Origin of the sequence: Streptomyces sp. NPDC088923, from assembly GCF_044749745.1 — a bacterium.
GTDB lineage: Bacteria > Actinomycetota > Actinomycetes > Streptomycetales > Streptomycetaceae > Streptomyces.
Window position 1 is genome coordinate 184,855 of the sequence record NZ_JBIVIO010000002.1, and the last position, 19,482, is coordinate 204,336.

Here is a 19,482-nt window from a genome sequence, read left to right on the forward strand (position 1 = left end):
CGCGGGGCCCTCACAGCTGCGCGGGAGCCGCCCCCCTAAGGTCCGCCAGGTTCACCGTCTCGGCCATCCGCAGGTACCCCGCGTCGTTGAGGTGGAGGTGGTCGCCGCAGTCGTAGGCCGTGGCGAGGCGGGCCGGGCGGGCCGGGTCCCGCAGTGCCCGGTCGAAATCGGCGTACGCGTCGAAGACGCGTCCCGAGCGGATCTCGGCGTTGACCGCCTGCCGGGTCTGCTCGCCGCGCGCCGAGTAGCCCCGGTGGCCCTCGAAGGGCATGAGCGTCGCGCCGACGACGTGCAGGCCCCTGGCGTGCGCCCGCGCGGTCAGCTCGCGCAGTCCGTCGACGATCCGCCGGGCGTCGTACTGCTGCGGGGCGCGCAGGATGTCGTTGATGCCGAGGTCGATGAAGACGGCCTTCACCCCGGAGCGGCCGAGCACGTCGCGGTCGAAGCGGTCGAGCGCGGCCGGGTTGTCGGCCGGGCGGCCCGTTCCGGCGAGCAGGACGCGGTTGCCGCTGATACCGGCGTTCACGACGCTGTAGGGCGGGGCGCCCTGCTCCGCCGCGAGGCGGCGGGCGAGGCGGTCGGGCCAGCGGTGGTTGGCGCCGGTCGTGGAGTGCAGCCCGTCGGTGAGCGAGTCGCCGAGCGTGACGAGGGTCCCGGCCACGCGATGGCTGAGGACGTCGACGGCGGTGACGTACCGCCAGAAGGAGGACTGCGCGGTGTACGCGGCACCGTCCGGGTCCCTCGTGCGGTCGCCCTCGGCGAGGTAGCTGGTCTGGCGGGCCTGGGCGTGGAAGGTGACGGGGCCGCTCGCGAGCGGCGAGTACGTCGTGACGAGGAGGTCCGCGTCGCCGGGGACGCTCATCCGCACCGCGTCGCTCACCCGCTGGCCGCCCGCCGGGATGACGACGGTGGTGGTGCCGCCGAAGGTGAGGCGGCGCAGGGTGCCGGCCGCCGCCGTGGGGTTGCCGGGCGCGGCGGCGAGGGCGACGGTCGCGCTCGTGACCGACAGGGGCTGCTGCCCGTACAGGTTGGAGAGGGTGACGCGCGTCGCCTCGCCCGCGACGGAGGTGTGCACGACGTTGCGCACCGAGCGGCCCGCGAGGCCCTCGATCAGCGTGCCCGGCTCGGCCCCGCTCGGCGGCGCCGACCACGTACCGACCCAGCTCCCCGAGGAGGCCGGAGCGGCCGAGCCGCGCGCGGCGGGCGGGGCCGCCGTGACGGTGTCCTCGTCCTTGCTCCGCCCGGAGCCGGTCACGAGCAGGAAGATCGCGGTCGAGCACAGCACCACGAGGGCCGTGACGGCGGCGAGCACGCCATAACCGTGACGCTTGGTCATGTACGGGGTTTCTCCTCGGACAGCGGGAGCCCGAGGCTCCGGTCGGACGATCCCATGATGCGACATGGGTGGGGGGCGTGCCGTACGCACCCTTCGTCCCGACAGACGCCGGGAATCGCAGATCCGTTCCCCCGGCGAACGGGGTAGGGACAATGGGAACGGCCCCTCGCGTCCCCGAAGCCCAGCTCCGGGCGATGCGCGAGGGGCCGCGACAGCGGGCCGCGGCAGGCCACGAGGGTGAGGAAGGGGCGGCGGGGCGATGGGGACGCAGGGGGCGGGTGAGGCGAAAATCACGGGGTCGGGACCGGCGGCCGGGACGGAACCGGGACCCGGACCGGGAGTGGGCACGGGATCGGGAGCGGAGGACGGCATGGGCGGAGCTTCAGGGGGACCGACGGGCGGCGACGGCTCGGCGGCGGGGGCGGCAGGGGCGGAGCGGGGGGCCGAGGGCGGTACGGGGCGCGGCGCGGCCGCGGAGCCGGGTGGTGCCACGGGGCCGGGTGGCCCGGCGGGGCCGGGTGGCCCTGCGGGTGGTCCGGGCGAGCCCACGGGTCCGGGCGGCCCGCCCCGTACAGCCTCGGCCACCGCCACAGGCGGCCCGCCTCGCAAGGGCTCCGTGGGCTCCGTCGCCCGCGCGCTCGGCGGTGCCCGCAGCCCCGTCGACCTCACCCCCGCCGACCTGGAGAAACGCCGGGGCGTGCGGCGCATGAAGTCCTTCGCGCTCGGGCTGCTGCTCTTCGTCGCGGTCGTCTACGCGCTCGCGACGTGGCTCGGGCACCGCGACGCGGGCGCCTGGACCGGGTACGTCGCGGCGGCGGCCGAGGCGGGGATGGTCGGCGCGCTCGCCGACTGGTTCGCCGTGACCGCGCTCTTCCGGCACCCGCTCGGGCTGCCGATCCCGCACACCGCGATCATCCCGCAGAAGAAGGACCAGCTCGGGGCCGCGCTCGGCGGCTTCGTCGGAGAGAACTTCCTCTCCGGTGACGTCGTACGGGACCGGCTGCGCGGTATCGGCATCGGGCACCGCCTCGGCGAGTGGCTCGCCGAGCCCGCGCACGCCGACCGCGTGACGGCCGAGGCGGCGACGGCGCTGCGCGGGGCGCTCACGGTGCTGCGCGACAGCGACGTGCAGGCCGTGGTCGGCGAGGCGATCACGCGGCGCGCGAAGAGCGCGGAGGTCGCGCCCTCGCTCGGGCGGCTCCTGGAGCGCCTCGTGGCCGACGGCGGGCACCGCAAGCTCGTGGACCTCGTGTGCGTGCACGCCCACGACTGGCTCGTGACCCACCGCGACTCCGTCATGGACGCGGTGCAGGGCGGCGCGCCCGGCTGGACCCCGCGCTTCGTGGACAAGCGGATCGGGGAGCGCGTCTACAAGGAACTCCTCCGCTTCGTCACCGAGATGCGCGACATGCCCGACCACCCCGCGCGCGGCGCGATCGACCGCTTCCTCACCGACTTCGCCGGCGACCTCCAGGCCGACGGCCCGACCCGCGCCCGCGTCGAGCGCCTCAAGAACGACATCCTCGGCCGCGCCGAGGTGCAGGACCTCATCGCGACGGTCTGGGGCACGGTGCGCGGCATGATGGTCGCCGCCGCCGAGGACGAGCGCAGCGAACTGCGCCTGCGCGCCCGTACCGCGCTCCTCTCGCTGGGCGGCCGGCTGAGCGCGGACGACCGGCTGCGCGCGAAGGTCGACGGCTGGGTCGAGGGCGCGGCGGTCTACGTCGTCTCGACGTACCGCACCGAGATCACCTCGCTCATCACCGACACGGTCGCGGGCTGGGACGCCGAGCACACCTCGCGCAAGATCGAGGCGAACATCGGCCGCGACCTCCAGTTCATCCGCATCAACGGCACGGTCGTCGGCTCGCTCGCGGGCCTGGTGATCTACACCGTCTCGCACGCGCTGGGGGCCTGAGGGGGCCGTACGGGGCGGGGCCCGTACGGGTGCGGGAACTCCTGCGGGTGCGGGGCGGGTACGGGCGCGGGAACTCCTGCGGGTGCGGGGCCCGTGCGGGTGCGGCGCGCGCCGGTCCGCGCACCCCCCGCCGGACCCACTCACCACCCGCTTGGCTCCCCCGCCCCCGTATGAGCGCGCGCCCGAGGGGCATCCGGCGAATAGTGCACCGCACACCCGTCGCGGTCGCCGCTCACGAGGAGGTACCGGACCATGGCTCAGCCTTCCGACGAGCGGCCCCCCGACCAGCGGGCTTCCGGAGGGCCGGACGACGCGGCGGACATCGCCGCGCCCGGGCGCTCGGGCACCGGCACGATCACCACCTCCGTACCCGCGCGCCTGGACCGCCTCCCGTGGTCCCGCTGGCACTGGATGATCGTCATCGGCCTCGGCACGGTGTGGATTCTCGACGGACTCGAAGTGACGACGGTCGGCAATATCGCGGGCCGTCTCTCCGAACCCGGCTCGGGCCTGCCGATCACGTCCGCGCAGGTCACCGGGCTCGGCGCGGCGCTGTACGTTGCCGGCGCCTGTTCGGGCGCGCTCTTCTTCGGCTGGCTGACGGACAAGTTCGGCCGCAAGAAGCTCTTCATGGTGACGCTCGCGGTCTACCTCGGCGCGACCGCGATGACCGCGCTGTCCTTCTCGCCGTGGTGGTTCTTCGTCTTCCGCTTCCTCACCGGCTTCGGCATCGGCGGCGAGTACGCGGCGATCAACTCCGCGATCGACGAGCTGATCCCCTCGAAGTACCGGGGCCGCGTCGACCTCATCATCAACGGCAGCTACTGGCTCGGCGCGATCGGCGGCGCGCTGCTCTCGATCCTCGCGCTCAACACGGGCATCTTCCCGAAGGACGTCGGCTGGCGCCTCACCTTCGCCCTCGGCGTCGTGCTCGGCCTCGTGATCCTCCTCGTGCGGCGGCACGTCCCCGAGAGCCCGCGCTGGCAGTTCATCCACGGCCAGGGGGACGAGGCGGAGGGCCTCGTCTCGGACGTCGAAAAGGGCGTCGAGACCGAGAAGGGCCAGGAACTTCCGCCCCCGGCGGGCGAGATCACGATCCACGAGCGCAAGAGCGTCGGTTTCGGTCTCATCGCCAAGACGGTCTTCGCGCACTACCCCAAGCGCGCCGTGCTCGGCCTCTCCCTCTTCATCGGGCAGGCGTTCCTCTACAACGCGATCACGTTCGGCTTCGGCGCGATCCTCACGAAGTTCTACGACGTCCAGAGCGGCCACACGGGTTACTACTTCGCCGTCATCGCCGCGGGCAACTTCATCGGCCCGCTCGTCCTCGGCCACCTCTTCGACACCATCGGCCGCCGCGTCATGATCGCGGGAACGTACATCCTGCCGGGCGTCCTGCTCTTCATCACGGCCTGGCTCTTCGACCGCGGCTCGCTCAACGCGACGACGCTGACGGCCTGTTGGTGCGTGGTCCTCTTCTTCGCCTCGGCGGGCGCCTCGAGCGCGTACCTCACGGTCTCCGAGGTCTTCCCGATGGAGACCCGCGCGATGGCGATCGCCTTCTTCTACGCGATCGGCACGGCGGCGGGCGGCATCTCGGGCCCGCTGATCTTCGCCGACCTCACCGAGTCCGGCGTCCCCGGCGACACGGCACTCGCCTTCTCGATCGGCGCGGGCCTCATGTGCGCGGCGGGCCTGGTGGCGGCCTTCCTCGCGGTCGACGCGGAGGGCCGGGGCCTGGAGGACATCGCGAAGCCGCTGTCGCAGACGGAGAAGGCGGCGTAGGGGGCCGTTCGGCGGGACGGGGCGGCAGTACGGGGCGGGAGGTGCGTGCGGCGCCCGCACCCGCACGTACGTGCCGCCCGCCCCGTACCCCCTCGCCTCAGCCCGCCGCGTACACCGCAAGCCCCGCCAACTGCCCTGCGGGCCAGCCGGTGTTGGCCGTGAACCGTACCCGTACGTACCGGGTGTTCGCCGTCGAGGCGAGCGTGATCGTGACGCTGTTGGCGTCCTTGGCCGGATCGAAGACGCGACCGGCCGGGGCGGAGAGCGAGGTGAAGGCGGAGCCGTCGGTGGAGCCGAGCACCTCGACGGTCTGCGTCCGCTTCGCCCAGGCCGCGTCCGGCGGCAGCGAGAGCACGAGCCTGCGCACGGGCCGGCTCGTTCCCAGGTCCACCTGAATCCACTGCGGGAAGCTGTTGTTGGGGCTCTCCCAGTACGAACGCGCGTCACCGTCCACGGCATTGCCGGGCGCGTAGCCCTGCGTCTGGCCGCTCGCGGTCGCGGTACGACGCAAAGCAAGGTCCCCGGTGGGGAGTTCGGGTTCGCCGCCGCCCCCGACGACGGTCGGTGTGGGCCGTTTCTCGGTGAGCGGGATCTCCCCCTTGAGCAACTTCCCGCCGTCGCCCGTGAGGCGGAGGTAGTAGTCCGATGAGCAGGCCGTGCCGTCCTCGTCGAGCGCCTTGATGCCGGACCCGGCGGGCACGTCGGCGGCCGTCGCCGCGGTCTTGGCGATCTGGTTGGCCTCGTTGTACTCGTCGAACATCGAGATGTAGATGCCCTGCACCCCGACGCGCTTCATGTTGTAGAACTGCCGCCACATGAAGTTCCCGTGGGCCCGCGCCCCGCCCTGGAGGTCCCCGGGCAGCACGCACGGCTGGTAGTCCACGCCGTTCGCGGTGCAGTCGGCCTGGTCGGGGGTGTTGACGTTCGCGTAGAAGTTGTCGGCGTCGGCGACCGAGCCGATGCGCCCCACCATCCACGGCGAGAGCATGTCGAGTGCGTGGTACACGTCCTGGTACCCGGCACGCGAGTCCTCGACGCCGCGCCGCCAGTGCGTCGGGACGCCGCCCATCACGTAACACCCCTGGCTCTTGAACCAGTTGACGACATCGAGGCAGACCTCGGCCGACCAGGTCTTGTTGGGTTCGTTGAAGCCGAAGCCCCAAATGCCCACCACCGGCCTGCCGTTCTGGTACGCGTACGCCGAGGAGGCCGTGTACGCCTTCATCTTGCTCAGCCAGTCGGCCTTCATCTCCGGCTGCATGTTCGTCCAGCCGGTCGCGTCGTACATGATGTAGAACTTGCGCCCGTGCTTCTCGGCCGCCAGCCGCACCTTCTGCGCCATGGCGTCGCGCGTCGCGCCCTCGCCCCCGTTGGGGTTGAAGCGCTGGAGCGCGGCGGTGTCGATCCCGTACTCCCGCATCCACCGGAAGTGCGTGTCCACGGTCTGCTGGTCGTACGAGGAGAAGAGGTTGGCGGGCTTGCCGTTGCCGAGCGCGGGATACGCGCTGCGGTAGGTGTGCTCGTACTCGCTCACGTCGGGCCAGCTGACGATCGCGGTGTTGCCCGGGGACGGCGGCTGCCCCCAGTTCTGCGACCAGTGCCACCAGCCATTGATGGGCGCGCCGTCGCCCGAGCAGGCGAACCAGCCCTGGTAGCCGACGGTGATCTTCCCGACGACGTCGCCGGGAGGCGAGGCGGCGGGTGCGGCGGAGGCGGTGGCGGGGGTGCCCTCGACGGCCCGCGCGGAGCCAGCGGCGGCGGTGACGGCACCGGCCGCGAGCGAGCCGGCGACGAAGGTGCGACGGCGGAGACCGGGGACGGGGTCGAGGGCGGGGGCGGGGGCGGGGGCGGAGGGAGTTTCGGGCATGCTCATGTCAGCCATGTGTTCCTCGCGGTGCGGCTCGATGGTGGGGGAGGTGCGGGGAGAGCACGCGGCGGCTCGGGCTCCGCGGTGACCGTACGGCCCCGGCACTCCGGGGGACAAGACGGCGGAACGCAATTTCATGACCACATGCCACAACTTGCTGATGACTGAGCGCAAAATCCCTGGGAGCGCACGGAGTCGAGCGCTGTGGCGAGCCCTCCGAGGAACGGCACGAGCGCCGCCACCGCTCCCCCCTGGACGATCGCCCCGGCACGGGCACCCCCGCCGGCCTGCGTGCCCCCTTCCGCCGCGGGCTCGCCGTGAGCCCCCAGGCGTACCGGGCCACCTTCGGCACCGAAGCCCCCCAGGGCTAATCTCGAACACTGAACAAAGCCGACATCCGCCCCACCGACCCAGGAGGTCACCCGATGCCCACCCTCCCCTCCGCCCCCATAGCCGCCGCCGGCCTCCTCGGCGGCTACGCCACGGCCCGCTTCACCAAGAACCGCCGCCTGGGCGGCGCCGTCCTCGCCGCCGCCGGCACCATCACCCACCTCCAGTGGCGCCGCACCACCTCCCCCCGCACCGCCACCGCCCTCACCGCCACCTACCTCACCGCCTTCGGCGCCTCCCACCCCCTCGCCAAAAAACTCGGCGCCTGGCCCTCGGTAGCGGTCGTCACGGCGGCGACGGCAGGGGCGGCGTGGGTGGTGTCGGACCGGAGGCGGAAGGGCTGATTCTCAGGGTGAGACGGACCGTGCCCTTCCGGGCGCTTAATTGGCTGCCGCGCATGTCGAGGTGGGGCGTAAGTTCTCCCGCATGATGATGCGGAACCTATTGCGCGAGATCGCCCGGACGTATGACCGCCGGAAGGGCACGGGCCGCGACGTGGAAGGTCAAAAAATCCTTCGAGGCGTAGGATCGCTCGATCTGCCGCTTCCGCCCGGTTTTCGTGCAGAGGGGCATGGAGGTCAGACCTCCGCCGCTGCCACCCCCTGGATAGGGGTATTTGATGATGGGGTAAATAGCGACCCTAAGTCGGGGCTGTATATTGCCTATATATTTAGCGCGGATCTATGGGATGTGTATCTTACGATCCAGCAGGGTTCAGAACACTTGAACGCAGAGTTTGGTCGGGGCAAGCAAAAGAGGCGAGAGCTTCGCAGGAATGGTCGGCGCATTCGGGCCTACCTCGGAGAAACGCCCTCTTCTGGGTGGAGCGTCGGTATGCCGCTGCGCGACCCGGCCGAGCGGCCCCGTGCCTATGAGGCGGCGAACGTCTTCGCGCGGCGCTATGCGACGCAGGACCTGCCTGACGAAAGGTTTCTGCAAGAGGACCTGATCGAAGCCGCTCTCATGTTCTATCAGGCGGCGGGTGAAGATTCGCTTGCGGAAAAAATCAGCTCCTTGAATCAACTCCTCAGTGAAAAGCGCGCGGGCGCTGAGGCATCTCTGCGGGAGTGGGAGCCGGCCTCCTTCCTCGAGGAGGATCCCCTCGCGCACTTCCACCCGAAAGACGACACCGCCTATCACGTCAAGCTCGCTGAGAGTTCTCAGCTTCGTAACAGGTATCACGAGGCTCTAGTCGCCAGTTTCGGCCGCTATGTCCTCAAGCGCGGATTCATTCCCGTGACAGATGGCGTTCACCCGCGCGATATCGTACTAAAAAAAGCGGGTCTGCTTTATTCTGGTGCTCCGGAAGTTCTCGTCGAAGCGAAGTTTGTGAAGGACGGGAAGGCTATGCCTGCGGTGCGGGAGGCTGTGGCTCAGCTTCTCGAGTACCGCTATTTCCTCTATCGAGCCGAAGGCTCGGACGAGCCGTACCTTCTCGCGCTATTTTCCGAGAATGTGGGCGAAGCGTTCGAACCGTATATCGAGGATCTCGGCTTTGGCGCGGTGTGGGCTGATGGGCGCGGTGGCTGGGCTGGCAACACGCTCGCGCGAGAGTGGGGCATTGTCTAGAGTCCCCCCTCACCCCACCCCATGACACCCCTCGTACCCCGCCCCCGACCCGCACCAGCACTCCGCTCCCGGGTGCGGGGGCCAGGGGGTGGCGAGGGCTCGGGTGGCGAGGGTGGTGGTGTAGAGGGGGAGGAGGGACGGGGTGGTGGGGTGGGTGGATTCGGCGGCGGCGAAGGCCTCGTAGGAGGGGACCGTGGCGCGGACGATGCCGAGGTTGGGGATGGCCGAGGCGGCGAGGTCGCGGAGGGCTGATTCGATCGCCGCCGTGTGGGCCTCGTAGGAGGGGTACTCCGTGGCGAGGGCCGGGTAGGAGGTCAGGAGTTCGGTCAGTTCCGGCCGCGGCCAGTGCAGGACCGCCACCGGGAAGGGGCGGGACAGGGCCGCGCGGTACGTGGCGAGTTCGGCGTGCAGGCGGGTGATCTCGGCGCGGAGTTCCTCGGGGCTGTCGGAGCCCAGGACCCACGTGCGCTTCGGGTCGTGCAGTTCGTCCAGCGGGACCGACGCCGGGTTCAGCGCGTCCGCCATCGCGTCCCACGCGTCGTGCTCCAGGCCGAGCAGGCGGCGGACGCGGTGCCTGCCGATGAGGAGCGGGCGCGCCTCGTACGGGGGTGGGGCCGAGCCGTCGAGGAGCAGCGCCACCGCCTCCTCGTACGTGGCGTGCGCCTCCCCCAGCTCGTCGTGCGCCTCCAGCGCCTGCGCCACCACGATCCACGGGGCCGGCGTGCGCGGGGCCGCCGCCCGCACGCCCGAGACGATCGCCTGGGCCTCCGCCTCGTGCCCGTACTCCCACAGGTTCGCCGCCTTCAGCGCGCGGATCAGCGCCGGGTCCTCGGGCGCGCCCGCGAGCAGACCGTCGTACAAGGTGCTCGCGCGGGTGCGGTCGTCCGCCAGCTCGAAGTGCGCCGCCGCGCGCAGGAGCAGCTGCTCGGCGTCCTCCGGGTGGCGCTCGGCCAGTCGTTCCAGGCGCTGGGCCTGCTCCAGGTGGGCTTCGCGGTCGCTCTCGCCCTGTCGCGCCGCCGGTACGGGGGCGACGGGCGGGGCCTGGGGGGTCTCGGCGGGGGTTTCGGGGCGCATGGCCACACGGTAGCGCCGGGCACGCCCCGAACGGAGTACCAACCGGCCGGGAACCTTTCCGGGACCCGGTTCGTCTGGAGGGGTGCCAGGGATCACCGGAAGAGGGAAGGGGGCCGGAATGCCGCGTCTGCTCGCGCTCGTCCTGCTCGTCCTCGCCGGTTCCCTCGGCGCGGAGCCCGGGCTGCTGCCCGCCGCCGTCGCCGTCACCGCGGGGGCCCTCGCCGTCTGCCTGCTGAGCACCGCGCTCGGCGTCCCGCTCGTCGCGCCCACCGCCGTCCGCACCACGATCCGCGAGCGCGCCCGCCGCACCGCCTTCCTGCCCCAGCGGGACCCCGACGCCTCCGGGCGACCACGCCCCCGGGCACCCGGCCGTCGCCTCACCGCGCCGGCCGGCTGACCCGGGCCCCGGGGCCCTCTGGGCCCGCATCCCACCCGCTTCCGTACGAGATCCGCCGTACGGGACGTCCGTGCGGCAATCCGCCGTACGGGGGTCCGCCGCGCCGCCGCACAGGTCCGCTCATCCCCCTGTGAGGCCCCGGAGGACCCATGTCCCTGCCCGCGTTCCACCCGTCCGGCTCCGGCTTCTTCGGCCTGTGCGCCGGAGTCGTCGACTACCTCGCCGACCTGCTCCAGCCCCTGGCCGGTACGGCCGCGACCGCCGCCGCGATCGTCGTCCTCACCGCCTGCGTACGACTCCTGCTGCTGCCGCTCTCGCGCACCGCCGCGCGCGGCCAGCGGGAGCGCGCCGGGCTCGCGCCCGAGATCGCCGCGGTGCGCCGCACGTACGCCAAGGACCCCGAGCGCATGCGGCGCGCGCTCATGGAGCTCCACCGCGAACACGGCGTCTCACCGCTCGGGGGCTGTCTGCCGATGCTGTGCCAGCTCCCGTTCTTCTTCGTCCTCTACCACGTCTTCTCCAGCGCCCGCATCGGCGGCGAGCCCAACCACCTGCTCCCGCACCGCCTCTTCGCCGCCCCGCTCGGCGGCCACTGGGGCGACGCGCTCGCGCACGGCGGGCTCCTCGGCGAGCGCGGGCTCGTGTACGTGGCGCTCTTCGCGCTCGTCGCCGCCGTCGCCACCTTCAGCAGCCGCCGCAACAAGCGGCAGCTCGCCGGCGCCGGCTCGCCCCTCGCGGCGGCCGACGGCCAGCAGGTGCCGGGCATCGGCGCGCTCACGCGGTTCATGCCGTACATGGCCTACTTCACGCTGATCAGCGTCGCCGTCGTCCCGCTCGCCGGGGCGCTCTACATCGTCACGAGCACGACGTGGAGCGCCGTGGAGCGGGCGGTGTTGTACCGGGAGCGGAAGCCGGCCACGCCGGAGCGGGACGGGAGGGCGGTGACCGCCTGAGCGAGGGGTGGGCGCGGGGCACGTCGTGGAACCCCGTACGTGCCCCGCCCCCCGGCCCCCTACCGCCCCGCCAAGTACTCCTCCAGCGCCGCCACCACCAGCGCGTGGTCCTCCACCTGCGGCAGGCCCGAGACGCCGATCGTGCCGACCGGGCCCGAGACGCCGCGGACCAGGACCGGGAGGACCCCGCCGTGGGCCGCGTAGCGGGACGGGTCGAGGCGGGAGGCGTCCTCGAAGGTCGTGCCCTTGGCGCGGAAGCGGGTGCCGACGAGCAGGGAGCTCTCGCCGTACCGCTCGACGACCCGCCGCTTGCGCGCGAGCCAGTCGTCGTTGTCCGCCGTCGAGCCGGGCAGCGCCGCGTGGAAGACCTGCTGGAGGCCGCGCCGCAGGTCGATCGCGACCGGGGCGCCGCTCTCGCGCGCGCGGCGGACGAGGGTGCAGCCCAGGTCCCACGCGTCGTCGTGCGTGTACGTGGGCAGTTCGAGGCGGTTCTGCTGCGCGAGGAGGTCCGCGGCCTCCTCGGCCGTGGCGGGCAGGACGCTCATCGGGACACCTCCACCGTGACGCCCTCGGCCGCCGAGCGGCGCGCCGCCTCGATGACGTCGAGTGCCGCGGCGGCCTGCCGGGCCGTGACCGGGTTCGGGGCGCCCTCGCGCAGGGCGGCGGCGACGGCCGCGTAGTACGCCGGGTAGTCGCCCGGCTCGGTCGGTACGGGCTCGCCGCCGCCGGTCAGCGGGGACTCGCCCGCGCCGAGCCTGCCGAACAGCTCGGCCGGCTCCGTCCCCCAGGGCTGCCCGCCCCCGGGGCGTTCGCCGGCGCGCAGCGCGGCCTCCTGCGGGTCGAGCCCGTACTTCACGTACCCGGCCCGCGAGCCGAGGGCCCGGAAGCGCGGCCCGAGCTGCGCCGTCGTCGCGGAGACCCACAGGTGGGAGCGGGTGCCCGAGGCGTGCGTGAGCGCGAGGAAGGTGTCGTCGTCGGCCGCGGCGCCGGGGCGCCGCACGTCCGACTCGGCGTACACGCGCGTCACCGGGCCGAAGAGCGTGAGCGCCTGGTCGACGACGTGGCTGCCGAGGTCGTAGAGGAGACCGCCGAACTCGGCCGGGTCGCCTGATTCGCGCCAGCCGCCCTTGAGCCGCGGGCGCCAGCGCTCGAAGCGCGACTCGAAGCGGTACACGTCGCCGAGCGCGCCCTCGTCCACGAGCCTGGCCAGGGTGCGGAAGTCGTTGTCCCAGCGGCGGTTCTGGAAGACGGACAGGAGCAGTTCGCTCCGCTCGGCGAGGGCCGCGAGCTCGCGCGCCTCGGCCGCCGTGCCCGCCACCGGCTTGTCGACGACGACGGGGAGCCCGGCTTCGAGCGCGGCGCGCGCGAGCGGGACGTGGGTCTTGTTGGGCGAGGCGATGACGACGAGCCCGTACTCGCCCGCTCGGGAGAGGACGTCCTCGGGCGTGTCCGCGAACCGCACCCCGGCGAACTCGGCCCGCGCCTGCGCGCGGCGGTCCTCGTTACGGGTGACGATCGTGTCGAGACGCAGCCCCGGGGTCGCGTCGACGAGGGGGGCGTGGAAGACGGAACCCGCGAGGCCGTAGCCGATCAGGGCGACGGGGAGGGGTTCGCTGGGGGAGGAGGTCGGGCCACTCATACGGGCCACTTTCGCAACAGTGTTGAATAAGTGCAAGCACGCACCGGCACGACACAGGAGGCAAGGGGTGAGCGGCGTGGCCGAGGGACCGCGACAGACGGGTGGGCGGGGCGGCGTCCGGCTCGCTGACCTGCGCGGGCACAACACCGCGCTCGTGCTCGACCTTGTGCGCGGCGCCGGGCGGGACGGGATCAGCCGCCCGGAACTGGCGAGCCGCACCGGTCTCACCGTGCAGGCCGTCAGCAAGATCACCGGGCGGCTGCGGGACGGGGGTCTGCTCGCCGCCGCGGGGCGGCAGGAGTCCACGGGTGGCAAACCGGCCACGGCGCTGCGCCTCGTGCGCGGGGCGGTGCAGGCGCTGGGGGTGCACCTCGACCGGGATGGCGTGCTGGTCGTACGGACCGATCTGACGGGCCGCGTCCTCGCGCGGCGGCGCGTGGCGCTCGACCTCGGGCGGGGGGCGGGGCAACTGCTCGACGTGGTCGCGGGGGCGATGGCGGAGGTGGGGGACGGGAGAGGGGCCGGGGACGACGACGCCCCGCTCCTCCTCGGCGCCGGGCTCGCCGCGCCCGGTCCGCTCGATCACCGTACGGGTGTGCTGCACAAGGTCAGCGGCTTCCCCGGGCTCGACGGCCTGCCGCTCGCCGCCGCGCTCACGGAGCGGTTGGGGCTGCCCGTCGTGCTCGACAAGGACACCAACGCGGCGGCGCTCGGCCGCGCGCTCGCGGGCGAGGCCCGCGCCTTCGCCTACCTCCACCTCGGGACGGGGCTCGGCGCAGGGCTCGTCCTCGACGGGCGCCTGTACCGGGGGGCGCGCACGGGCGCGGGCGAGCTGGGGCACCAGGTCGTACGGCTCGACGGGCCCCCTTGCGTGTGCGGGAACCGCGGCTGCGTCGAGGCGCTGTGCCTGGCGGCGCTGGCGGCGGGGGACACGGCGGAGGCCGCGCGCGTGCTCGGCACGGCGGCGGCGAACCTGGCGGGCCTGCTCGACGTCGAGCTGATCCTGCTCGGCGGCCACCGGATCGCGGCGGCGCCGGAGGCGTTCGTACGGGGCGTGGCTGCGGCGCTCGACGCGCGCGCGAGCCGGACGGGGACGGAGGCGGTGGGGGTGCGTGTGGCGGATGGGGTGAGCGGGGCGGCGGGGGGCTTCGCGGAGGCGGAGGACGGCGCGGCGGGGGACGGCGCGGCGGGGGGCGGGGACCGGTTGGTCGCGGAGGGGGCGGCTCAGCTCGTACTGGCGCCGTTGTTCGGGCGGTTGCCGGCCGAGGAGTGAGGGCGGGGCGGGGGCGGAGGGGAGCGGAGGGTGCGACGGGGGTGCCTCGGGGCGGTGCGGGGGCGCGGTCGCGGGGGCGGCCAGGTTTGGTCGTACCTGGTCGGGAAACGGGCGAGAAGCGCCGCATAAGATGGCCGCACCGGTCCCGTCCGCCCCCGCAGCCGCCAGGAGTACCGCCCATGCCAGAGCGCAAGCACATCGAGTCGTGGCTCACCGACATGGACGGTGTGCTGATGCACGAGGGCGTGCCGGTGCCGGGCGCGGACGCGTTCATCCGCAAGCTCCGCGACTCGGGACGCCCCTTCCTCGTCCTCACCAACAACTCGATGCACACCGCGCGCGATCTGCACGTGCGGCTCAAGCGCATCGACCTGGAGGTCCCGGTCGAGAACATCTGGACCTCGGCGCTCGCGACGGCGAAGTTCCTCGACACGCAGCACCCCGGCGGCACCGCGTACGTCATCGGCGAGGCCGGACTCACGACCGCGATGCACGAGGCGGGGTACGTACTCACCGACGCGGACCCCGATTTCGTGGTGCTCGGCGAGACCCGTACGTACTCCTTCGAGGCGCTCACCCGGGCGATCCGCCTGATCAACAACGGCGCCCGTTTCATCGCGACCAACCCCGACAACACGGGTCCCTCGCCGCAGGGCGCGCTGCCCGCGACGGGCTCGGTGGCCGCGCTCATCACGAAGGCGACGGGCAAGGAGCCCTACTTCATCGGCAAGCCGAACCCGCTCATGATGCGCACGGGACTCAACGCGATCGGCGCGCACTCGGAGTCCTCGGCGATGATCGGCGACCGGATGGACACGGATGTCCTGGCGGGCCTGGAGGCGGGGATGGAGACCTTCCTCGTCCTCACCGGGCTCACGACGGTCGCGGACATCGACAAGTACCCGTTCCGCCCGACCGAAGTGGTCGACTCCATCGCGGACTTGGTGGACCGCGTCTGACCGGCGGCCGGGTAGCTCGGCGGCTCGGCGGCTCGGTAGCTCGGCGGCCTGGCGGACGCTGGAGCGGGTCGAACGGGCCTGTTGCAGAATGGCGTTGACGCCTTCTCGCGAGCCCTTCCAGCAGGCGGGCAGTTGCGAGGTGTCGACGCTCTTCATGCCCTCGCAGGCCGCGGCTACCGCGCCGCCGAAAGGGCCGGTGCTGTCTCCCCACAGGGTTCGATACCGTCGGGCGGGGCGCGCGGGGTAATGCGTCTGACCGCGGAGGAGTTCGGGGGGTCGTGCGGATGAATGGTCACCGCGTCAAGGTCATGGTTCTGGCAGGGGCGCTCTGTCTGCTCGCCACCGCGTGCGGAGGCGACGGCGACGAGGACTCCGAGGCGCCCCCGGAGGCCCGGTGGTCCGATCACGTGTCCCTCGATGTGAGCACGGGAGACCTCGTCCCGGGAAAGTCCACGGCGCTCCAGGTCGCGACCGAGAACAGCAGCCGGTCCATCACGCGGGTCCCCCTTGAGCTCAGCTTCGAAGCGGTGGGGTTGGCGCTGCCCCGGCAGAGCGCGCTCAAGGTCGAGTACCGCGACGCCGACGACGCGCCGTGGAAGCGGCTCGCGCTCTCCGTCCGCAGCGGCACGCTGCGGGGCAGCCTTCCGGTGAACGTGCCCCACGGCACCGTGCGGCGCTTCTGGCGGATCACGCCCGGTTTCGAGCCCGACGGCGTTCTCCAGACCTTGAAGGTGAGCGGAAGCCTGGGCGGGAGGGGGCAGTTGGTCCATTCCACGTGGGAGCAGCCCCTGCCCGCGGTCACCGTCCTGCCCGCCCGCGAGGGGGGCACGACTGCCCCGCTCTCCCGCACCGGCTGGACCGAGTACACCTTCCGCGTCCGCAACCTGTTGCCCGGCACGCTCCAGGGTGCTCAGGCGCGAGCGGAACTCTTCTGCGTCGGCAAGGGACAGGAGGACGAGAAGCCCTGCGAGGCGACGGACGGGGTGCCCGGCTTCGCGGCGCGGTATTTCGACGGTGATGGATGGAAGCCCCTTGACGCCGAGGGGAGTTCGTCCGCGAACCCGGACGCGGATGCCAGGAACGACGTCCTTTTGCGGGAAGTCGCGACGGTCCCCGCCAAGGGGGAGAGGCTGTACCGCTTCCGGCTCAAGGCCACGTCCTCGCTGGGGGAGCGGTTCGGCCACGCCGAACTGGGGCTGTGGATGGTGTACCCGAAGGCGAAGAAGGGGCAGAACGGCATCCTGGGCCACGCCTCCACGACGAGCCGTATCGACGCGGGCTAGGGCCTGTCGTCAAATTCCCGTCTGCCGTGCGACGCCATGCACGCACTCTCGCCGCACCGCCCCCAGACCCAAGTACGTCCAGTACGAGGGCCTGGGGGCGGCACGCCGAGAGCACGCGCCTGACGCCGCACGGCCGCCCTCCGGGCGACGACGGGAATTTGACGACAGACCCTAGGAGATGAAGTCACGTACTGTGCCGGAAGGTTGACGCGGCTCGCCGCACGCGTACCGCGGTCACCCGTCCCCCCACCGCGGTCGCCGTCGGGAGCGCGTGCCGCCCGGGGCGGACACGGGAGGGAGCGGCGGGACAACGTACGTGCACAGCAGCCGACTTCGGGAGAGACGATGAGCCAGCGCCACATCCGGTCCCTGCTCGCCGCAGGGGCGGCGCTCGTGGTGGTCACCGCGTGTGGGAGCGACGGGGGCGACGGTAAACCCCGGCCCAGCGCTTCCGTGCCGGCGGTGGCGCGCTACTTCCAGATGAGCGTCGCGCCGAAGGACATTCCGCGGGGAAAGCCCGCCCGCCTGCCGTTCCGGTTCAAGAACGACGGCGACGTACCCTTCGACGCACGTTTCGCATTCCGGGTCACGCCGCTCCACCAGCCCGCGCTGACGACGGACCAGTGGCGGCTCGGCGTGAGTGACGACCCCGTCGAGGGGCCCGGCACACCGGTCGAGCTCGCGAAGGGGCCCGGCACCGGAGGGCTGAGTGGGACCACCTCCCTCGAAGTGCCCACGGGCTACTCGACGCGCTATCTCACTTTGAGTAGCGACCGGCATGTCGAGCGGGCGGGGGAAGGCGTGCGAGTGAACGTGCGCGCCACTGTCCACGGCAAGGTCGTGGGGAACGTCACGCAGGACATCGACTTCGTGTCGGCCACCGAGGACACGTCCGGTGCGCGGACGGCGGGCAGGTAGCCGGGGCGGGGCTCGGGGGCGGTACGTGACCGGGGCGGCGCCCCGCGCGACCGGGTGGGCGCGCACCCCCGTGCGGCAAACGCACGAGCCTCCTCTCACCCTTCGCGCATACGTTCCTTCACCCGCCCGGGGGAACGCCACGCGCGCAGCGGATGCGCCGCGCGGGCCGGGGCAGCACCCTCCTGTGTGAGGGAGGTCCACCATGGGTTCGTCACGCGTCACGCTGTGTGCCACGGTGCTGCTCGCGGCCGTGCTCGGCACGGCGGGGGCGGCGTCGGCGGCGAGCGGGGCCACGGAGCGGCCGGTGGTACGTGCCGGGGCGTGCCTGACCCGCCCGGACTCCCCGGACGCCGGGTTCACCCCGGCCCCGTACCCCTCCCGCTCCTGCGCGCCGCGCGACCCGAACGGCCCGCGGCCCCCGCGCACCGCCCGCCAGGCGCACGCCCCCGAGCCCGCCCACCACGGCACCACCGCCCAGGTGGACCACGGCACCACCGCCGCCCAGGTGGACCACGGTGCCGCCGAGCCCGTAAACCGGGGCGCCCCCGCCGCCCGCGAGGCCTCCGACCCCGCCAACCGTGACGCCGCCGAGCACGCCGCCGCCGTCCCCGTCGCTCGCGCGGCCGGCCCGAGCACGGCCCAGGCGGTCGTCGGCCTCCTCCTCGCCGCGACCGCCGCGCTCGTCGTCGCCCTCGGCGTCCTGCGCCGGGGCCGCCGCTGAGTCGCGGGGAGCCACGGGGCGGGAGCCCGCTGAGCGCGGCGCGGAACCCCACGCGAGGCCCGGTGCGGGGGCCTTCGCGGCGCGGAACCCACGCGAGGCCGGTGCGGGGGCCTTCGCGGCGCGGAACCCCGAGAGGCTTGGCACGGGGACCCCGGTCGAGCGCGGCCCGCGCCCCCTCCCGCCGCGTCCCTCGCGCCCGCACCAGCAGGTGCCTTGCCCATTCCGGCCAACTCCCGTGCTTCCCGGGCGATTCGGGCCGGCGATCCCGGCGAGGCATCCCGCTATGTCAGGATTGGAGCCTCACCGGTACACCCTAGGGGGAGTGGATGTACGGCAGTGACGCACGTGGGTGGCGCGGAGCCGTGGCCGGGGTGCTCGTGGCCTCGGCCGTGCTCGGAGGGTGCTCCTCTGGCGGCGGCGACAAGGGCGGGGAAGACCCGAAGCCGCACGACACCAGCACGGCGGTAGGGCAACGGCCCAAGGACCACGACCCGTACTGGGTCAACCCGCGCGGCAAGGCGGCCACCGCGCTCGCCGGGTACCGCGCGGACGGCAAGGAGACCGAGGCGCGGCTCGTCGAGCGCATCGCGCGCGAGCCGGTCGGCCAGTGGCTCACCCCCGAGGGGGCGCGGGAGGAGGCGCGCGGCTTCACCGAGGCCGCCGCGCGGGCCGACCGTACCGCCCTCCTCGTCCTCTACAACATCCCGCACCGCGACTGCGGCCAGTACTCGGGCGGCGGCGCGGCGGACGGGAACGCGTACCGCGCCTGGATCGACGAGGTCGCGACCGGTATCGGCGACGGGCCCGCGACCGTCGTGCTCGAACCCGACGCGCTCCTGCACCTCGTGGACGGCTGCACCCCCGACGAGTTCCACGAGGAGCGGTACGACCTCCTCAAAGGCGCCATCGAGAAGCTCGGCGCGCTCCCGCACACCACCGTCTACCTCGACGCGGGCAATCCCGGCTGGCAGCGCCCCGAAGCGCTCGCCGAGCCGCTGGAGCGCGCCGGGATCGGCGCGGCCGACGGCTTCGCCGTCAACGTCTCCAACTTCGAGACGACGGAGCGGAGCATCGCGTACGGCAAGGACCTGTCCCGCCTCGTCGGCGGCAAGCACTTCCTCGTCGACACGAGCCGCAACGGCAACGGGCCCTCCAGGGACGGCGATCCGGGCGAGCGGTGGTGCAATCCGCCGGGGCGGGCGCTGGGCGAGCCGCCGACGACGAAGACGGCCGATCCGCTCGTGGACGCGTACGTGTGGGTGAAGCGGCCGGGGGAGTCCGACGGCACGTGCAAGGGCGGTCCCAAGGCGGGGGAGTGGTGGGGCGATTACGCCCTCGACCTCGCGAAGAACGGCTGACAACAGATGAGTTGGTTCGGGGTCCCGCCGGACCCCGAACCA

At 73.0% G+C, this 19,482-nt stretch carries 17 protein-coding genes; 12 read left to right on the top strand and 5 right to left on the bottom strand.

All coding sequences use genetic code 11. The annotated features are described in order from the left end of the window. Positions 1 to 10 precede the first annotated feature (10 nt). Positions 11 to 1,336 (bottom strand): SGNH/GDSL hydrolase family protein, encoded by a 1,326-nt coding sequence (locus ACIP4O_RS11965; RefSeq protein ID WP_401574199.1) that lies wholly within the window; start codon positions 1,334 to 1,336, stop codon positions 11 to 13. A 370-nt stretch (positions 1,337 to 1,706) separates the two neighbouring features. Between ACIP4O_RS11965 and ACIP4O_RS11970 the strand changes: the two genes are divergently transcribed. Continuing rightward, positions 1,707 to 3,254 (top strand): DUF445 domain-containing protein, encoded by a 1,548-nt coding sequence (locus tag ACIP4O_RS11970; RefSeq protein ID WP_401574201.1) that lies wholly within the window; start codon positions 1,707 to 1,709, stop codon positions 3,252 to 3,254. A gap of 252 nt (positions 3,255 to 3,506) precedes the next feature. After that, positions 3,507 to 5,039, top strand: coding sequence for an MFS transporter (locus ACIP4O_RS11975; RefSeq protein ID WP_401574203.1), 1,533 nt, complete (start codon positions 3,507 to 3,509; stop codon positions 5,037 to 5,039). 97 nt (positions 5,040 to 5,136) lie between these two features. On the opposite strand, the gene ACIP4O_RS11980 is transcribed toward ACIP4O_RS11975, so the two are convergent. Beyond that, positions 5,137 to 6,912, bottom strand: coding sequence for a discoidin domain-containing protein (locus tag ACIP4O_RS11980; protein WP_401574205.1), 1,776 nt, complete (start codon positions 6,910 to 6,912; stop codon positions 5,137 to 5,139). A 419-nt stretch (positions 6,913 to 7,331) separates the two neighbouring features. On the opposite strand from ACIP4O_RS11980, the gene ACIP4O_RS11985 reads away from it, so the two are divergent. Further along, the gene (locus ACIP4O_RS11985) at positions 7,332 to 7,640 is read left to right on the top strand and encodes a hypothetical protein (protein ID WP_401574208.1); all 309 of its coding nucleotides are present in this window, start codon (positions 7,332 to 7,334) and stop codon (positions 7,638 to 7,640) included. A gap of 82 nt (positions 7,641 to 7,722) precedes the next feature. Continuing rightward, positions 7,723 to 8,865, top strand: coding sequence for an MrcB family domain-containing protein (locus ACIP4O_RS11990; protein WP_401574210.1), 1,143 nt, complete (start codon positions 7,723 to 7,725; stop codon positions 8,863 to 8,865). Positions 8,866 to 8,874: 9 nt separating this feature from the next. Here the strand turns inward: ACIP4O_RS11990 and ACIP4O_RS11995 are convergent, their stop codons facing one another. Beyond that, positions 8,875 to 9,939, bottom strand: a complete 1,065-nt coding sequence (locus tag ACIP4O_RS11995) for a hypothetical protein (protein WP_401574212.1) — start codon at positions 9,937 to 9,939, stop codon at positions 8,875 to 8,877. A 118-nt stretch (positions 9,940 to 10,057) separates the two neighbouring features. Between ACIP4O_RS11995 and ACIP4O_RS12000 the strand changes: the two genes are divergently transcribed. Further along, positions 10,058 to 10,336 carry a DUF6412 domain-containing protein gene (locus tag ACIP4O_RS12000; protein ID WP_401574214.1) on the top strand — a complete coding sequence of 93 codons (279 nt, stop codon included), beginning with the start codon at positions 10,058 to 10,060 and terminating at the stop codon, positions 10,334 to 10,336. A gap of 149 nt (positions 10,337 to 10,485) precedes the next feature. Further along, entirely contained in the window at positions 10,486 to 11,289 is an 804-nt protein-coding gene (locus ACIP4O_RS12005) for a YidC/Oxa1 family membrane protein insertase (protein ID WP_401574216.1), read from the top strand. A gap of 59 nt (positions 11,290 to 11,348) precedes the next feature. Here ACIP4O_RS12005 and ACIP4O_RS12010 read toward each other — a convergent pair whose 3' ends face one another. Together ACIP4O_RS12010 and ACIP4O_RS12015 are read right to left on the bottom strand one after the other, a co-directional pair. Then, positions 11,349 to 11,834: a heme-degrading domain-containing protein gene (locus ACIP4O_RS12010; RefSeq protein WP_401574219.1), complete on the bottom strand. Its 486-nt coding sequence runs from the start codon at positions 11,832 to 11,834 to the stop codon at positions 11,349 to 11,351. Continuing rightward, on the bottom strand, positions 11,831 to 12,928 hold the full coding sequence (locus tag ACIP4O_RS12015; protein WP_401574221.1) for a Gfo/Idh/MocA family oxidoreductase: 1,098 nt from the start codon (positions 12,926 to 12,928) through the stop codon (positions 11,831 to 11,833). The genes ACIP4O_RS12010 and ACIP4O_RS12015 overlap by 4 nt, the downstream gene beginning before the upstream one ends. A gap of 67 nt (positions 12,929 to 12,995) precedes the next feature. Here ACIP4O_RS12015 and ACIP4O_RS12020 point away from each other — a divergent pair, with 67 nt between their 5' ends. The 6 genes from ACIP4O_RS12020 to ACIP4O_RS12045 all read left to right on the top strand — a co-directional run bounded on the left by ACIP4O_RS12020 (position 12,996) and on the right by ACIP4O_RS12045 (position 19,440). Beyond that, positions 12,996 to 14,201, top strand: a complete 1,206-nt coding sequence (locus tag ACIP4O_RS12020) for an ROK family protein (RefSeq protein ID WP_401574223.1) — start codon at positions 12,996 to 12,998, stop codon at positions 14,199 to 14,201. Positions 14,202 to 14,380: 179 nt separating this feature from the next. After that, complete coding sequence (locus tag ACIP4O_RS12025; RefSeq protein WP_361332114.1) at positions 14,381 to 15,160, top strand: HAD-IIA family hydrolase; 780 nt, start codon at positions 14,381 to 14,383, stop codon at positions 15,158 to 15,160. A gap of 284 nt (positions 15,161 to 15,444) precedes the next feature. Then, positions 15,445 to 16,443, top strand: a complete 999-nt coding sequence (locus ACIP4O_RS12030; RefSeq protein ID WP_401574932.1) for a hypothetical protein — start codon at positions 15,445 to 15,447, stop codon at positions 16,441 to 16,443. Positions 16,444 to 16,788: 345 nt separating this feature from the next. Beyond that, positions 16,789 to 17,361, top strand: coding sequence for a hypothetical protein (locus ACIP4O_RS12035; RefSeq protein WP_401574225.1), 573 nt, complete (start codon positions 16,789 to 16,791; stop codon positions 17,359 to 17,361). A gap of 202 nt (positions 17,362 to 17,563) precedes the next feature. Further along, a complete protein-coding gene (locus ACIP4O_RS12040) occupies positions 17,564 to 18,082 on the top strand; it encodes a hypothetical protein (RefSeq protein WP_401574227.1) in 519 nt (172 codons plus the stop codon). A 326-nt stretch (positions 18,083 to 18,408) separates the two neighbouring features. Continuing rightward, positions 18,409 to 19,440: a glycoside hydrolase family 6 protein gene (locus ACIP4O_RS12045; protein ID WP_401574229.1), complete on the top strand. Its 1,032-nt coding sequence runs from the start codon at positions 18,409 to 18,411 to the stop codon at positions 19,438 to 19,440. The last annotated feature ends 42 nt before the right edge of the window (positions 19,441 to 19,482 follow it).

What these genes read in the sequence shown, in the direction of transcription:
- ACIP4O_RS11965 (WP_401574199.1), bottom strand. Translation starts at nt 1,336, where the DNA reads ATGACCAAGCGTCACGGTTATGGCGTGCTCGCCGCCGTCACGGCCCTC.
- ACIP4O_RS11970 (WP_401574201.1), top strand. Translation starts at nt 1,707, where the DNA reads ATGGGCGGAGCTTCAGGGGGACCGACGGGCGGCGACGGCTCGGCGGCG.
- ACIP4O_RS11975 (WP_401574203.1), top strand. Translation starts at nt 3,507, where the DNA reads ATGGCTCAGCCTTCCGACGAGCGGCCCCCCGACCAGCGGGCTTCCGGA.
- ACIP4O_RS11980 (WP_401574205.1), bottom strand. Translation starts at nt 6,912, where the DNA reads ATGAGCATGCCCGAAACTCCCTCCGCCCCCGCCCCCGCCCCCGCCCTC.
- ACIP4O_RS11985 (WP_401574208.1), top strand. Translation starts at nt 7,332, where the DNA reads ATGCCCACCCTCCCCTCCGCCCCCATAGCCGCCGCCGGCCTCCTCGGC.
- ACIP4O_RS11990 (WP_401574210.1), top strand. Translation starts at nt 7,723, where the DNA reads ATGATGATGCGGAACCTATTGCGCGAGATCGCCCGGACGTATGACCGC.
- ACIP4O_RS11995 (WP_401574212.1), bottom strand. Translation starts at nt 9,939, where the DNA reads ATGCGCCCCGAAACCCCCGCCGAGACCCCCCAGGCCCCGCCCGTCGCC.
- ACIP4O_RS12000 (WP_401574214.1), top strand. Translation starts at nt 10,058, where the DNA reads ATGCCGCGTCTGCTCGCGCTCGTCCTGCTCGTCCTCGCCGGTTCCCTC.
- ACIP4O_RS12005 (WP_401574216.1), top strand. Translation starts at nt 10,486, where the DNA reads ATGTCCCTGCCCGCGTTCCACCCGTCCGGCTCCGGCTTCTTCGGCCTG.
- ACIP4O_RS12010 (WP_401574219.1), bottom strand. Translation starts at nt 11,834, where the DNA reads ATGAGCGTCCTGCCCGCCACGGCCGAGGAGGCCGCGGACCTCCTCGCG.
- ACIP4O_RS12015 (WP_401574221.1), bottom strand. Translation starts at nt 12,928, where the DNA reads ATGAGTGGCCCGACCTCCTCCCCCAGCGAACCCCTCCCCGTCGCCCTG.
- ACIP4O_RS12025 (WP_361332114.1), top strand. Translation starts at nt 14,381, where the DNA reads ATGCCAGAGCGCAAGCACATCGAGTCGTGGCTCACCGACATGGACGGT.
- ACIP4O_RS12030 (WP_401574932.1), top strand. Translation starts at nt 15,445, where the DNA reads ATGAATGGTCACCGCGTCAAGGTCATGGTTCTGGCAGGGGCGCTCTGT.
- ACIP4O_RS12035 (WP_401574225.1), top strand. Translation starts at nt 16,789, where the DNA reads ATGAGCCAGCGCCACATCCGGTCCCTGCTCGCCGCAGGGGCGGCGCTC.
- ACIP4O_RS12040 (WP_401574227.1), top strand. Translation starts at nt 17,564, where the DNA reads ATGGGTTCGTCACGCGTCACGCTGTGTGCCACGGTGCTGCTCGCGGCC.
- ACIP4O_RS12045 (WP_401574229.1), top strand. Translation starts at nt 18,409, where the DNA reads ATGTACGGCAGTGACGCACGTGGGTGGCGCGGAGCCGTGGCCGGGGTG.